12 protein-coding genes are annotated in these 14,456 nt (G+C 48.1%); 7 read left to right on the forward strand and 5 right to left on the reverse strand.

The window, feature by feature from the left end:
- The first annotated feature begins 27 nt into the window (after positions 1-27).
- The 5 genes from AC1XUF_RS21735 (at position 28) to AC1XUF_RS21755 (ending at position 7,620) form a co-directional block, all read left to right on the forward strand.
- Positions 28-3,459 (forward strand): VCBS repeat-containing protein, encoded by a 3,432-nt coding sequence (locus tag AC1XUF_RS21735; RefSeq protein WP_483343935.1) that lies wholly within the window; start codon positions 28-30, stop codon positions 3,457-3,459.
- Between the two features lie 11 nt (positions 3,460-3,470).
- Entirely contained in the window at positions 3,471-4,520 is a 1,050-nt protein-coding gene (locus AC1XUF_RS21740; protein WP_483343936.1) for a glycoside hydrolase family 43 protein, read from the forward strand.
- A gap of 67 nt (positions 4,521-4,587) precedes the next feature.
- Positions 4,588-5,676: a Gfo/Idh/MocA family protein gene (locus AC1XUF_RS21745; RefSeq protein ID WP_483343937.1), complete on the forward strand. Its 1,089-nt coding sequence runs from the start codon at positions 4,588-4,590 to the stop codon at positions 5,674-5,676.
- 647 nt (positions 5,677-6,323) lie between these two features.
- Positions 6,324-7,268, forward strand: a complete 945-nt coding sequence (locus AC1XUF_RS21750) for a ThuA domain-containing protein (RefSeq protein ID WP_483343938.1) — start codon at positions 6,324-6,326, stop codon at positions 7,266-7,268.
- Entirely contained in the window at positions 7,228-7,620 is a 393-nt protein-coding gene (locus AC1XUF_RS21755; protein WP_483343939.1) for a response regulator, read from the forward strand. The genes AC1XUF_RS21750 and AC1XUF_RS21755 overlap by 41 nt, the downstream gene beginning before the upstream one ends.
- A 231-nt stretch (positions 7,621-7,851) precedes the next feature.
- Here the strand turns inward: AC1XUF_RS21755 and AC1XUF_RS21760 are convergent, their stop codons facing one another.
- On the reverse strand, positions 7,852-9,129 hold the full coding sequence (locus AC1XUF_RS21760; RefSeq protein WP_483343940.1) for a sensor histidine kinase: 1,278 nt from the start codon (positions 9,127-9,129) through the stop codon (positions 7,852-7,854).
- A gap of 165 nt (positions 9,130-9,294) precedes the next feature.
- Between AC1XUF_RS21760 and AC1XUF_RS21765 the strand changes: the two genes are divergently transcribed.
- Together AC1XUF_RS21765 and AC1XUF_RS21770 are read left to right on the forward strand one after the other, a co-directional pair.
- A complete protein-coding gene (locus tag AC1XUF_RS21765; protein WP_483343941.1) occupies positions 9,295-10,164 on the forward strand; it encodes a response regulator in 870 nt (289 codons plus the stop codon).
- Positions 10,165-10,410: 246 nt separating this feature from the next.
- Entirely contained in the window at positions 10,411-10,926 is a 516-nt protein-coding gene (locus AC1XUF_RS21770) for a CinA family protein (RefSeq protein ID WP_483343942.1), read from the forward strand.
- Positions 10,927-10,936: 10 nt separating this feature from the next.
- On the opposite strand, the gene AC1XUF_RS21775 is transcribed toward AC1XUF_RS21770, so the two are convergent.
- Genes AC1XUF_RS21775 through AC1XUF_RS21790 form a run of 4 tightly spaced genes read right to left on the reverse strand, consistent with a single transcriptional unit; the run spans position 10,937 to position 14,450 of the window.
- Positions 10,937-11,851 (reverse strand): F0F1 ATP synthase subunit gamma, encoded by a 915-nt coding sequence (locus tag AC1XUF_RS21775; protein WP_483343943.1) that lies wholly within the window; start codon positions 11,849-11,851, stop codon positions 10,937-10,939.
- On the reverse strand, positions 11,851-13,395 hold the full coding sequence (locus tag AC1XUF_RS21780; RefSeq protein ID WP_483343944.1) for an alternate F1F0 ATPase, F1 subunit alpha: 1,545 nt from the start codon (positions 13,393-13,395) through the stop codon (positions 11,851-11,853). The genes AC1XUF_RS21775 and AC1XUF_RS21780 overlap by 1 nt, the downstream gene beginning before the upstream one ends.
- Before the next feature lie 22 nt (positions 13,396-13,417).
- Positions 13,418-14,170 (reverse strand): F0F1 ATP synthase subunit delta, encoded by a 753-nt coding sequence (locus AC1XUF_RS21785; RefSeq protein ID WP_483343945.1) that lies wholly within the window; start codon positions 14,168-14,170, stop codon positions 13,418-13,420.
- Between the two features lie 10 nt (positions 14,171-14,180).
- Positions 14,181-14,450, reverse strand: a complete 270-nt coding sequence (locus tag AC1XUF_RS21790; RefSeq protein WP_483343946.1) for a F0F1 ATP synthase subunit C — start codon at positions 14,448-14,450, stop codon at positions 14,181-14,183.
- Positions 14,451-14,456: the final 6 nt, after the last annotated feature.

The following is a 14,456-nucleotide window of genomic DNA, read 5'->3' on the forward strand; positions in this document are numbered from 1 at the left end:
AGGGTGACAAAATTTGAAGCATTTACTATGCATAAATTTACCTTCCTTAGCTGCTTAGTCCTCTTCCTCATCACCTTCTCCTGCAAAAAGAAGCAGGGAACTCTTTTTATTTCTCATAATTCCAATGAAACCGGAATCACTTTTTCCAATACGTTAACACCCAACGATTCCATTAACCCATTTACATTTACCAATTTTTACAACGGGGGCGGGGTAGGTGTCGGGGATGTGAATAATGATGGCAAGCCAGATATTTTTTTGGGCGGAAACCAGGTTAGCTGCCGTTTGTACCTGAGCAAAATTGATACGCTTGGCAAAAAATGGGCATTTGAGGATATTACCGAAGCGGCAGGCGTGAAAACAAGTCGTTGGTGTACCGGTATCTCGATGGTCGATATCAATCAGGATGGCTTATTGGATATTTACATAAGTGTTGCAAAACATCTTAAAATGCCGTCAGCGGCGGATCCCTCGGCCACCGAAAACCTTCTTTTTGTCAACCAGGGTTTGAATCAGGATCATATTCCAAAGTTTCGGGAAATGGCAAAAGAGTATGGCTTGAACGAGGCCTCATTTACAGTGCAGACCGCTTTTTTTGATGCCGATCTGGACGGTGACCTAGACGCCTTTATGATGAATTCGGCACCGGATCTCCAAAATCCCAATTTTCTCCGGAAGACATACCAGGATGGCTCTTATCCAAGCACCGGCAAATTATACCGCAATGAGGGCATCGGGGAAAACGGAATACCTGTTTTTATGAATATTTCAAAAGACGCCGGCATCAGGTATGAGGGGTTAGGGCTGGGTCTCGCGGTCAGTGACCTGAATAAAGACGGTTATCCGGATATCTATTGTTCAAACGACTTCATCAGCAGCGATATACTGTATTTGAATAAGGGCGCGGACAAGGCCGGAATGCCTGGTTTTGACAATGTGATCCGCGAGGCGACCACACACACGAGCTTGTACGGCATGGGCCTGGATGCAGCCGATATCAACAACGATACCTATCCGGATATCTTCCAGCTGGATATGCTCCCCGAGGACAATTTTCGCCAAAAGAAAATGCTAGCTGGTCAGGATTATGACCGGAAAGAGATGAGCATTTCGGCCCAATATGGGTATCAGCTGCAATATATGCGGAATATGCTGCAGCTTAATTTGGGGGTACCGTCCAGTGAAGGCCGGCCCGCATGGCCTATGTTCAGTGAAATTGGCCTGCTGGCAGGTGTTGCTAAAACAGACTGGAGCTGGGCACCGCTGATTGCGGACTTTGATGACGACGGGCAAAAAGACATTTTTATTACCAATGGTTACCGCCGCGACGTGACCGACCGTGATTTTATCCAGTTCAAGGAAGACTTTGCGGATTTTGGCACCAATCATTTCAAGCAGCAAAACGCATTGGAACTGATCAAAAAGGTCCCTGAAGTGGAAATTGCTAATTACGCCTACAAAAACGACGGTAACCTTACTTTTTCCAATGTCGCCAAAGATTGGGGACTTGATGCGCTTTCCTACTCCAACGGAGCCGCCTACGCCGATCTGGACGGGGACGGCGATTTGGATTTGATCGTTAATAATATTGATTCCGAGGCGCTTATTTATCAAAATCAAAGCCGCCAAAAAGGGAAATCGAACTTCCTGAACATTGCATTGTCGGGAGAAAAAGGTAACCTTTCCGGAATTGGCAGTAAAGTCACGATCTGGACCGGCAAAGATGCGCAATATGCCGAGCTCAGTGTGGTGAGAGGATTTCAGTCTTCCGTGGATCCCATACTGCATTTCGGCATCGGCTCCAAAAGCCGGATCGATAGTTTGGAAGTGGTGTGGCCGGGCGGGAAATCTCAAAAATTATATAAAATAGATGCAAACAGACACCTGGTGTTGAACCAGAAAAACGCATCGGAACGGGCGGAACCTGCATTGGGCAAGCAGGATCAGCCCTATTTTACGGATATTACCAGTCAGCTAAATCTGGATTTCCGTCATGTTGAGGGGAATTTTGTGGATTTCAAACAAACCGCCACGATGCATAAAATGCTTTCAAAAGGTGGTTTTGCAATGGCTACAGGCGACGTGAACGGGGATGGTTCGGAAGATATCTTCGTGGGCGGCAGTTACCGCGGGAGCAAGCCTGCTATTTTCCTTCAGAAGGCTGACGGGCATTTTGAAAAGCGCATGGTTTTCGAGGATTCACTGCATGAGAATGCCGCTGCGCTGTTTTTGGATGCCGACAAGGATGGCGATCTGGATTTGCTGATCACCAATGGGGGAAATGAGCTGCCTGCCCAGGATAAGGCATTTTATAAAATACTGTTATATTTAAATGACGGACATGGCAAGTTCGCCCTGGCGCCCGCACCCATATTGCCCGAACTTGTACTAAGCAGTTCCTGCATGGCTGCTAACGATTTCGACAAAGATGGCGACGTGGATATTTTCGTTGGCGGGCGCAGCATTCCGGGCAAATACCCGTTGCCTGCAAGCAGTTATTTGCTCAGAAATGATTCTGAAACAGGCGTGGCGCACTTTACCGATGTAACTTCTGAGTATTGCCCGGGGCTGCTCCAGGTTGGCATGGTATGTAGCGCGCTGTGGGCGGATACCAATCAGGATGGGTTTGACGATCTCGTGCTGGCGGGCGAGTGGATGCCCATCCGGATTTTTGAAAATAAAAAAGGCAGATCCTTGCACTCTCAAACAGCAGACAACGGATTGGGGCAGTTGACCGGTTGGTGGAACAGCCTTGCCGCCGGTGATTTTGACCATGACGGGGATGTTGATTTCATAGCAGGAAACGAAGGTTTAAACACTTTTTATCGGGCCTCCGAGCATGAGCCGATCAAAATTGTAGCCAAGGATTTTAATGGTGATGGTACTTTTGATCCGCTGATGGGTTATTACATCCAGGGGAAACGCTACCCAAGTGTACCCCGCGACGCATTGAACCAGCAGGTCATCCAGTTCCGCCGGAAATTCCCGCATTATGCAGACTATGCCAGGGTAACGTTCGACGACCTGTTAAGCAGGGACGAAATCAAGGACGCATTCAGCGCTGAAGCAACCTATCTGCAGAGCGCCTATATCGAGAATACGGGTCATGGGCAGTTTAAGATCCATGCCTTGCCGGTTGAAGCCCAGAAAGCGCCGGTTTTCGGGATTGTTACCGCAGATGTAAATGCAGACGGCCACGAGGATGTGGTACTGACCGGCAATTTTTATCCCAACGAAGTAAATATGGGCCGACAGGATGCATCGACCGGGCTGCTGCTCCTGGGAAATGGAAAGGGCATTTTCAGGCCGGTCAATTGCGCAGAAAGTGGGTTAATGATCCATGGCGATGCCCGAAAAAGTGTTTTCTTTAAGGGCGCGAAGCAAGAAACATGGCTGCTGACCGCTATCAATTCCGGGCCGGTTCAGATCAACAGATTGAATAACATTAAAACCAAATAACTATCCTATTTATGATCTTTCGTTACAAAGTAGCAATCGCCCTGGGCATTTTTTGCTGTGGATCCGAGAAATTGGTTGCCCAATCCAATTTAGCAAAACCCAAGCCATTGATAAAAGACATCTATACCGCGGACCCGTCGGCGCATGTCTTTAATGGGAAGATTTACATTTATCCGTCGCATGACGTCGAATCAAATGTGCCGCAGGACGACGAAGGGGGACATTTTAACATGCGGGATTACCATATTTTCTCCATGGACGATATCAATGGGCCTGTGAAAGACCACGGTGTGGCGCTCGATGTCAAGGACATTCCCTGGGCGGGACGACAACTTTGGGCACCCGACGCTGCTTTCAAAAATGGCACTTACTATCTCTATTTTCCGGTAAAAGACAAAAAAGATGTGTTCAGGATCGGCGTCGCCACCAGCAAATCACCGACCGGCCCTTTCAAACCGGAAGCCAAACCGATACCTGGCAGCTACAGCATCGACCCGGCAGTTTTTACAGACAAGGATGGTAAATCCTATATGTATTTCGGCGGCATCTGGGGAGGACAACTGCAACGCTGGCATACTGGTAAATACGATGCAAGCCTGAAAACGGACTTAGGAAAAGGGCATGAAAGCGAACCGGCCCTTTCCGCAAAGGTCGTACGGATGAAAGACAATATGCTGGTATTCGACGAAGCACCCAAAGATGTTAAGATAGTGGACGAGAATGGCAAGCCCTTGCTGGCCAGCGATACCGGTCGCCGGTTTTTTGAAGGGGCATGGATGCACCGGTTTGGCGACAAATACTATTTTTCTTACTCTACAGGGGATACACATTTGCTCGCTTACGCAGTTAGCAACTCTCCCTACGGGCCTTTTACTTATAAAGGTGTGATCATGAAACCTGTTTCGGGGTGGACTACGCATCATTCTATTGTTGAGTTCAAAGGCAAATGGTATATCTTCTACCACGACGTCGAGCTGTCGGGGAAAACGCATTTGAGGAACATTAAAGTACGCGAGCTGTTTCGAGAAAAGGATGGTTCGATCAAGACGATTGAACCCTGACCGCATCGAAGCAAAAAGTGAAAGGAATTTCGGAATCAATCAGATCATTCAATCCATATCAAAGGTTATGCAAATAGAAAGAAGGGATTTTTTATCCGTATTAAGTCTGGCAGGCGCTGCGACTTTGTTCTCGGGGAATTCGTTGTTGGCCGCAACTTCACCCAAAAAGGAAAAGCTGGGTATTGCCCTTGTGGGTTTGGGTTATTACAGCACTGATTTGCTGGCGCCCGCTTTGCAGCTGACGGAAAAGTGCTACCTGGCGGGTATCGTTACCGGCACACCTGCAAAGGCCGAAGCATGGAAAGCAAAATACAATATCCCGGATAAAAACATTTACAACTATCAGAACTTCGATAAGATTGCGGATAATCCCGACATAGACATCGTGTATGTGGTGTTGCCGCCGTCTATGCATCGTGAATACGTCGTAAGGGCCGCAAAAGCAGGTAAGCACGTGTTCTGTGAAAAGCCGATGGCGCCTTCGGTAGCAGATTGCGAGGAGATGATCAGTGCCTGCAAAAGCAATAAAGTGAAGCTCGCTATTGGCTACCGCTGTCAGCACGATCCGAATATCCAGGCGGTCATGAAAGTTGCCAAGGAGCAAAAATTTGGAAAAATAAAAATGGTGAATAGCGCGGCAGGCTATTTTGATGCCCGAACCGACCACTGGAAACAGAAAAAAGCACTCGGGGGCGGTGTGATGGGAGATATGGGGGTTTATGCCCTGCAGGGAGCAAGACTTGCCACTGGAGAGGAACCGATCAGCGTGATCGCGCAGGCTTCTACAACCAGACCTGAAATTTATAAGGAGGTGGAAGAAACCATGATGTTTATGCTCGACTTTCCCAGCGGCGCACGCGCTGCTTGCCAGACTAGTTTTGGCATCAACATGAATCACTTGCAGGTTAATTATGAAAAGGGCTGGCTGAAGCTGGAACCGCAGTCGGGATATAATGGCAATAAAGGCAGCATGTCGGACGGCACCCTGATCAACTTCCCGATTAAAAGCCAGCAGGCCAAGCAAATGGATGAGGATTGTACGGCGCTCATGAGCAATACGGACCTGATCGCCCCGGGAGAAGAGGGGCTTCGTGATATTCGCGTTGTGGAAGCAATTTATAAATCGGTGGCCTCGGGTCAGGCTGTTAAAATCTAACTTTCGTTTTCTCCCGGCCAGCGTAGAAATAGAGCTGGCCGGGGGGAGTAATATCGCAGAACACCTTTATTGTGACATGATGATCTCAACAAGTATCGTTGGCGGTCACGTTATTATAAAAATCACCCATTTGCGGGCTTGTGCTGAGCGCATTACAGCGGTACTTTCGTGTCGATGATTGATGTAAATACAGGCCAGCATTTACATTACATTTACATAGCCCATTGCGTAAACACCCAAACCAGACGATGGACTGCCAAACTTGTTTCCTGACGCTGGTCAATCAAGCTCGTTTAGCAGGATATTACAGATCTGGTATTGACGACAAAACAGGTACGACACGCTGAGGAGGGTGATCGTGTGCGCATGCGTGCAACCTGAGAGGCCATTTTCGACTGGGATGTTTTTGAAGATATCCTGGAATGCACAAGCAGCTTCTGAACCATTTCGGTTACAGTTCTACTACTGACAATGTTTATGAGTTTTATAACAGGATTTACTTGCCAGACAAAAGAAGAATATGGGACGAAATAGAAGAAGGCATGAGCACTCAGGTGCATTGTTCAGGCTGCCTCTTCAGACGACATCCCTCAGCTCTGGCTGATATTACCTGTCACTTCGTTTGATATTTTCCTTTCCTGACACGCATGAAAAGAGTTTTGAAAATCGCCTTATGGAGCGTGTTGGGGCTGGTCCTGGTGTTGGTCGCTGCTGCCTGTTTGTTTGTCTACAAGATCAAAAATGGCTTTCCGGTCAGCTTCGAGACTAGTCGGCCCGTGATCCGCTTCCCGGTCGGCAAACCCGCCCTGCTGCTGTTCTCAAAATGCACTGGTTACAGGCATTCCGAATCTATTGACGCTGCCAAGAGGGCCTTTCAGCAAATGGTGAAAAAAGATGGCTGGTTTATTTATGAAACGGAGCAGGGAGGCGTCTTCAATGCCGAACAGTTAAAGCATTTCAACATCATCGTGATCAATAACTCCACCGGCCGGGTACTGAACACGGAGCAGCAGCGGGCGGTCAGCCAATATGTAGAATCGGGCGGTGTCTTGATGGGTATCCACGGTGCGGGCGACTTCTCTCACAATGACTGGCCCTGGTTGCAGACAAACCTGATCGGTGCTACATTTTCCCATCATCCGCTGAGTCCGCAATTGCAGGCTGCGGAAGTACATATCGGCGCCAACGCGGATTCCACGCTGAAAAGCCGGCTGCCTGTTTCCTGGAAGCACACCGATGAATGGTACGTATATTTTTCCCAGCCTAAAAACATGCGGATTATGGCCTACATTGAGGGCGGTGAGATTCTTCCCAGCGGCAACATACTGTTTATCAGAGACAAAGATTTCGGTATGGGTAAGTACCAGCCCGTTGCATGGTACAGGAATGTGGGCCGGGGGAAAACATTTTACACTTCAATGGGCCATGACGCCGCAGTGTGGCAGGATGCACACTTTGTGAAGCTGCTCGAAAATGTCGTCCGCTGGTCAATTCATCAGCCCTTGACTTTAAATCTTAGTTCTTTGGATTCCACAATATCTCAACACCATCATGCATATTACTCAGGAAAAGACGATTGCTGTCGTAGATGATAGCCCGGTTGTCCGGGCTTATGTAAGTTTTCTTTTAATCAAACATGATTTACTGATAGCATTTGAAGCAATAAATGGCCAGGACTGTTTAGCGAAAATCGATCAAGTTGGAAAAGCGCCTCATATAATTATCCTTGACATAGAAATGCCTGTTATGGATGGCTTTGAAACTGCCGCGGTGTTGAAGAATGACTGGCCTGACACCAAAATCATCGCGCTGTCCGGAAAGAATGATTCCTCCACGATCGGGCAGATTACAGAAGCAGGCGCCGACTTTTTTATATCAAAACAGGGCGATATCACAGGCACGCTGATTGATGCCCTAAGCCAACTCTTGTCCCAAAAGCTTTAGCAGAGTCGTATTAGATGCTGCAGTTCTCTATGGCTACGATCAGGACAAATGGAGAAGGCAGTCCTATTTTAGGTGATGTTATTTTTCGACTAAAGACCAATCATACCGCATTTCTTACGCATTTTTTGTTTTGGCCTGCCCATGATATGGTGGTGTCGGATCGTGGAGGCTCAGGCGCACGTCAAGACCCAGGATTCGCCCGGTACCCGGCAAGTCGTATAAGCTTTGAAACTAGGCAAGCTTATTAGGCTCTTGCCGTGTCTGGAAACGGATCCGGACCAGCGTTCCTTTGCCAGCGCCGCTTTCAATGTCCATTGTCGCTTTCATCAGTTCGCAGATTTTTTTGACAATAAAGAGGCCCAAGCCTTCACTTTCTTTGAATTGCCCGCTGTCGTTTTGATCCACACTGGTAGGAGCGGGCGGTTGTGACATCATTGCTTCCTGGTGTATTGCGGTAGTATATGTCGAAGGCTTTAATTGTCTGGCAAGAAGTGCGAGGGCGCTGTGATCGGGAAGTCCGGGACCGGTATCCTGGATGCTGAGGATCCAGCGCGCGTCGTTCTCTTTCGCCCAGGTCACATACACACCTCCTGATTCTGTGTACTTCAATGCATTGTGGAGCAAATTTTGAAAAACCCGCTGTATCTGAACCGGATCGCTGGTAATTTTAAGGTGTTTCGGGCCGTCGCCTTCAAGGACTATCTTTTTTGTTTCGGCAATGGGTAATGTATTTTTGATCAGTGAGTTTAATAGTTGCGATACGTCAAATTCCTTGATCTGAAGAATTTCATGGCCCGCTTCCATCCTGGAATAATCGGTGAGCTGCAATAGCATGTCGCGAATCGAAGACAAATTTCTGTTAAGCATTCCCATGAGTTCTGAACGGTCCTTTTCGGACGAAGGGATTTCCCAGAGCTGTGAAGCCATCATCAGCACGCTGAAACTGGAACGTAGATCATGCGAACTATGTCGCAGGTGTTCACTGCGTTTTTGGCTCAGCTGCTGAAGCTGGTCGAGCGCATTCTGCAGGTTGGCTGTCTGCTCAGCGGCAGCCGTTTGTCTCAGGCGATAATAATAGGTGACACTACCGCCGGTGGACTCAGAATAAATACTGAAAATCTCACTGTGTATGGTCAAAATAACCTTGGTATCAAGTTTGGGATGATCCTCAGCATATTTATGGACCTGGTTCAGCAGGATCTTAAACAAGTGTTCAAACTCGATGACAAGCTCATGGAGCTCATATCCGGATTGCCAGCGGTGAAGCCCGTGCTCACTTGCAACTTTAACCACATCCACACTTTCGGGTTCGCCAAGCAGCCTCTGCTCCAGGACGTTGAGCAGAAGTGGTACCTGATCATTAAATTCTTCACGCGAAAAGCTTGCCTTGCTGTTCAAACGTTCGTCCTGCGCACAGGCATCACGCCAGTGATTAAGTAATGCTTCGCGTTTTGTACGCAGGATACCTACCATGTCCTCGAAGTGCTGGTGGTTGATCTGTTTTGCCATCGTAAAAAAATGTGGTTCGTTTTGTGTACGCATAAATACTATACCCGATGGTCAATGTCCTTCGATTAAAATGTCGTGGTTCAATAAACTTGTTAAATCCGAAAACCTTACTTTTAACCCTCTTACCAGGCCGATAACAAAACAGATAAACCTGGAATTGCCTTTATGAATAGTATCAGGACGATTTATATCGCCGACGACGACGAGGACGACCGCATGCTGCTCCGGGAAGCGATCACCAGTGTAATGAGAGAATGCGTAGTTAAAGAAGCAAGCGATGGGGCAGTGCTCATCCGCGAGATCAAGCAAGAAGACGGAGAGTTGGTCGTGTTGATGGACATGAACATGCCTAAAATAAACGGCCTCGAAGCGCTGACCCTCCTGAGGTCGGACCCGGATTTGATGCATATCCCCGTGATCATGGTCTCGACTGCTACAAACCGGGAATTGATCAGGCTGGCTTATTCGAAAGGGATCAATGCTTTTATCGCAAAGCCCTGCTCTCTGAACGAATATGAGGAACTCGCACGAGCCGTAAACATGTGTTTTCTGCATGACTATCCGGCATTTGATCAGGCAGCGACAATCAGAAGCGCCGATGCGAAAAGTATTCTGGTGATTGACGACAACGCTGATCATGGCAAACTGATCAACCTGGCATTGAAGCACAATTTGCCCGGTGCGGATGTGATCACGTTAGGGGATCAGGCTACCTCAATCGAATTTATAAATTCTCAGTGGGACAAATGCCGCAATACCCCGCAGCTTATTTTACTGGATCTGTACCTGCCCGACAGGGCCAGCGGTCTTGCATTGCTTGGAGCGATCAAACAGTTTCTGATTTCGAAAAATCTGGTGACGATTCCCATTATCATATTAAGCCAGTCAAATGATCCCATGGATATACGGGATTGTTACCGTCTGCAAGCCAACGCGTATATGAGAAAATCATCTGACCTGGCGGTCTGGACTTCATTCATTTCGCATTTGGGTCATTTCTGGATGGATACGATTGTGACACATAACCGGATATAAACCGTTGATTTATTGGGTGTATACTCTGCTCCAGCAAATGGCCCCGCCATATTAAAACCTGCTTATTTGTTACTTCGGATTGGGCTTCACTTTTGATTGACCCAGTCCGGAGTATCTAACAACGCTCCGATTTGAAGGCGCAGGCCTGCTCAAACCAAGGCATCATTTTTGTAAAGTCTGGTAGCCGGTGTACTGCTTTCGAAATAAGCATATCCAGGTTTACCCCATTATGCATCAATTAAAAATATGCCTTCAAAATATATCGTTGACTGCAGTAAAATATTAAGGGAACAGGGGCTGACCATTTCCTTTGCCGAAAGCGCAACAGCCGGAAGGCTTGCCTCCGAATTTTCGTTAACGGAGGATTCTGGCACTATACTGAAAGGAGGGCTTGTATGCTACGATGCCGAAGTGAAGGAGCATGTTTTGGGCATTAACCCTGAGATGATCAGGGAGTTTACGCCTGAATCTGCCGAGGTAACAAAGGAATTGGCATTTCGCCTGAAAGATTTGATCAAGTCCGATATCCAGGTTGCAGTGACGGGCCTTACCACACCGGGTGGGAGCGAAACACCTCAGAAACCAGTAGGGACTATCTTCATTCATATATTCGTCAAGGGGAAATCTCTGGCCGTAAAAGACGTATTTGAGGGGTCAGCAGAACAAATTGTGCTTATGGCCGTCGATTTGGCCGCGAAAACAATCATCCAGGAATTAACGCCGGTATCGGGTAATGCCGAAAGCGTTGACGATCGACGATAAGCAGAGAAAGTTAGGGATTGGAGGAGGAAGAGCTTTCAGGGTTGTCCGTCATTTCTTCAAAAGCGGATAATACATCAAACAGCTCTTCATCGATCGAGCTCTGCCGTATCAGATGGTATTTGTGCCTGAGGTCGTCGATCACATTTTTAATGTTCTTTTCGGCGCGCTGCATGGCAGCCAGCCTCGCTGCATTCTCGCTGGACAGGGATTCGGCACAGGCTTTGAATAGCGATACAAATAAAAACTCACGGATCAGGCCAATTAAGGTTGCTTCTCTGCTTCCCAAAACCTGTGGTAACGCCTTTGTTGGCCACCTGATGTCAAGGGACTCCCGACTCCAGGCTTTATCCAGCGGCAGTATCCTCTTGCAAACACCAGCGTAGCTGGTTGCGGATTTGGATTGATTATGAAAAATATAGAATTCGCTCAGCGGTTTTTTTTCTAGTAATTGCTGGCTGTCAATTAAAATCTGTCCGACGAGCGGCGTGATCGCTGCCACAGAACCAGGCGCGTGAAAGTGTTGTGCAGGATGCAGGCCAGCGTCTTCGAGCAATAATTGGATGCGCTCACCTACGGTCCAGATTTCCTTTTTGCCCGGCAGACCGTTGAGAGTTTGTCGCACAAAATCTGCAAGAGAATCGTTGAAGGGTCCTACAAGCCCCTGGTCCGAACCGAAAACAAGTGCGCAAATCAATTTTACATGACTTTTTTCAGGCTGTTTGGCCAAACTCGTTGTGTCTCCGTTCCGATCTCTGAAATAGGCAACAATGCCCATGGCTACGGTTTGATAGTATTCCTGAAGAGAAGCCACGGCCGATTCGTATTGTCCGATGTTCGAGGCGGCCAGCGATTTCATGGTCTTTACAACGGACTTGATATCCGATGCTCCCTGAATTTTCCGGCTGAGATTTTCAAGAGTATCCATTAGTCTTTGGCTTGATCAGGCTGATCCTGAAATGGGGCTAATGTTGCGCTTGCAATTGCTAGTAAGGCTTCCCGGTCGTCGTTTCCGAGCGCCGTGTCCGATAGCAATCTTTTCGTCATTTCTGCGGGCAGGTTGTTGCTGGCTTTGAGAAGGCTTTGTTCTGCATGCTGCAATCGGTCTGTGGATATATGGTCAAAAAGTCCGTTTACAAGCGCAAGCAGGGATACTACCTGTTCGCAAACGGAGAGAGGCTGTAATTCTGGCTGTTTAAGCCAGTTACGGATACGGTGTCCATGTTCGATGACCTTCCGGGTATTTTCGTCAAGCCTTGTGCCGAAGCGGGCATAGTTTTCCAGCTCCTCAAATTGGGCATAATCCAGTTTCAATTTGCCTGTGACCGACCGATATACAGGCAGTTGGGCCTTGCTTCCCACGCGGGAAACCGATTTTCCCACATCGATCGCCGGCAAAATCCCAGCTTCAAATAACCCCGGGGAGAGAAATATCTGCCCGTCGGTAATAGAAATCAGATTGGTGGGAATGTACGCAGAAATATTTTGGGCTTCCGTTTCAATAATAGGCAGCGCCGTAAGCGAACCGCCGCCGTGTTGCCGGTTCATATGCGTGGCCCTTTCCAGCAGTCTTGAATGAATATAAAAAATGTCCCCGGGAAACGCTTCGCGGCCTGGCGGCCTTCTCAACATCAGTGAAAGTTCGCGGTAGGCACGTGCGTGGTTGGTCAGATCATCATAAACGATAAGCACGTCGTGTCCCTGTTGCATGAAATATTCTGCGATGCTCGTAGCAGCGTAAGGAGCAATGTACTTGAGCCCGGGCGCTTCGTTACCCTCTGCTACAACTACAAGTGTATAGTCCAGGGCTTTGTTCTTTTTGAGGACCGCAATCAATTTGGCTACGGAGGAGGCGCGCTGCCCGATGGCGCAATAAATGCAGATCACGTTCTTGTCGCGCTGGTTCAGTATCGTATCGATGGCGATGGCTGTTTTCCCGGTTTGACGGTCGCCCAGAATAAGCTCGCGCTGTCCGCGCCCAATGGGGATAAGTGCGTCTATGACTTTTAAGCCGGTCTGCAAAGGAATACTTACTTGTTCGCGGTCCATAATCGGCGGGGCGGGGCGTTCGATGGGCAGGCGCTGGCTGACAACCGGCAAACCCTCATTATCCAGCGGATCGCCCAGTGGGTTGATCACCCGGCCAATCAAACTTTCCCCAACTCCAATATCCATCACGCGGCCAGTTCTCTCCACCAGGTCCCCGACGTTGACCAGGGTGTGTTCCCCAAGGAGAATGACACCAATTTCCCCCTGGTCGATGTTATAGGCGATGCCGGAAATGTTATTAGGGAATTTCAATAGTTCTTCAAACCCTGCACCTGGCAGGCCGCTGACACGGGCAATCCCGACTGATACGCTGATCACTGTTCCCACTTCACGGGGCACCAATAGGAATGTGTGATCTTTGGTGCCTTCGTCTATCTGCGTGAAAGTGTTGTTTATCGCGTCAATTAATTGATCTGGCTCCATTTGATATGTGTTCAGCCTTTATTTAACTGGATTTCGGTAAACGGATGCTATCCTCCAGATTGTCCAGATATCCTGCGATGGTCCATGATAGTTGGTAACCGTTTGCCGTTAGTTCAATTCCCCCTACAAGTTCCGGCGCAATTTCAAAATGAAATGCGGGTTCAGCTTCCAACATCTCTTTTACTCCCTCTTTGATTTGAAGTTGCTGTTCAACAGACAGTTGGAATGCACTGCGGACAAGAATAGGCCCTGCCGATCCGGAGGCAAGTGTGAAACCCTGTTTTTCTTCCGGAGTTAATTGCTTCAAACGGGACAAAAACACACGGATTACCTGCTGCTCCAGGTCGGCGGAAGCAAGATCGGAAAGGGTCTTTCTGGTGATGGAGAAAACTTGCCTTTTCGTTTTCTCTGCGATTTCACCCAGTAGCTCCCTCTGCGACTGCTCCCTGGCTTTTTGCAGTTTCAGACTAAATATGCCCACTTCATCTTTTGCCTGTTTAAGGAGTCTTTCGCGTTCCGTGTCAGTTTGAGCAGTCATTTCTTTCAACATGACTGTTTTTTGTCGATCGAAGGTTTCGTTTTTCTGTCTGTATGCATCCCATTCTTTTTGCGCATCCGCTTTTTTTGCCTCAGCCTGTTGTATACGGTCGGAGATTTTATTTTCACGCTCGTCTATGGCGTCGAGTATTGGTTTGTATAAAAACTTTTTTAGAAGCCATACCAGGATGATGAAATTGACAACCTGCGCTGTGACCGTGAACCAGTTGACTTGCATGTTGTCTCTGCTATTTTGCGATGAAATGATTCCAGAATGGGTTGGCAAAGATCAAAATCATCGAGACCACAAAGCAGTAGATCGCGGTGGACTCGATCATGGCTAATCCTACGAACAGTGTTCGGGTGATGGTAGGCGCGGCGTCGGGCTGCTGCGCAATCGAACTTAGCGCAGTGGCAACTGCTTTGCCCTCGCTTAAAGCGGGCAGCATACATCCGATACCTGTTGTGAGTCCGGCAATAATGATAGAAGCTATGGCGACAAGGGTTGCATTATCCATATCAGG

The organism is Dyadobacter sp. HNCC25DJ185, assembly GCF_056895195.1.